General features: G+C 29.6%; 1 protein-coding gene. It reads right to left on the bottom strand.

The window, feature by feature from the left end; all coding sequences use genetic code 11:
* Positions 1–17: 17 nt before the first annotated feature.
* On the bottom strand, positions 18–716 hold the full coding sequence (locus B8T70_RS23545) for a WecB/TagA/CpsF family glycosyltransferase (RefSeq protein ID WP_086896440.1): 699 nt from the start codon (positions 714–716) through the stop codon (positions 18–20).
* Between the last annotated feature and the right edge of the window lie 44 nt (positions 717–760).

Here is a 760-nt window from a genome sequence, read left to right as displayed (position 1 = left end):
ATTTATTTATTTATTGTTTAAAGCTTATTAAACTGGAGTAAAGCAAAAAATCGAACTAAATGAATTTGTCTTTTTATGCGTAAAGGCTGACATACTAAACGATAAGCCCATTCTAGATTGTTATTTATCCACCATTTTGGTGCACGTTGAACATGGCCAGTAAATACATCAAAACTCCCTCCTAATCCTTGATAAGTAGCTTTATGTCTCTTTTGAATTTCTTCCATTAGTAGTTCTTGTTTAGGAGAACCCATTGCTACGAAAACAATATCAGGTTGTTTTTCGACTATATTTTTTATTAAATCTTCTTTTTCTTCATCCGTTTTTAGAAAACCATTCCTATAATTTAAGATCTGAATGCCTATAAAATCTTTTTTTAATTTTTTAACAGTGGCTTCAATTACTTCGTCTTTTCCTCCAACTAAATAAAATGTTTTAGTAGTATGATATGCAGCAATTATGTCTAACCAAAGTTCACATCCAGGAATTTTTACTGCTTTTTTAAAACCCTTTTTGCGAAGTGCCCAAACTGCCCCAATTCCATCTGGATAGCCCAAATTTCTATTAATAATAGAACGACTTTTATTAGTTGCGTGGAGTATTTTTTCTGCATTTACAGCAACTAAAATTTTATGATTAAAAACAGCATAATTTATAAGTTCAATTCTAGATTGAGGGGCATAAATATTAACGCCATTTGAAAAACTTGATTCCATTTTTTTAGTATTATTTCAGTATTAATCACAATAATTCTCACTTT

Source organism: Flavobacterium sp. AJR (assembly GCF_002156885.1).
In the GTDB taxonomy this organism is placed as follows: Bacteria; Bacteroidota; Bacteroidia; order Flavobacteriales; family Flavobacteriaceae; genus Flavobacterium.
This window is presented reverse-complemented; position numbering and strand designations above follow the sequence as displayed.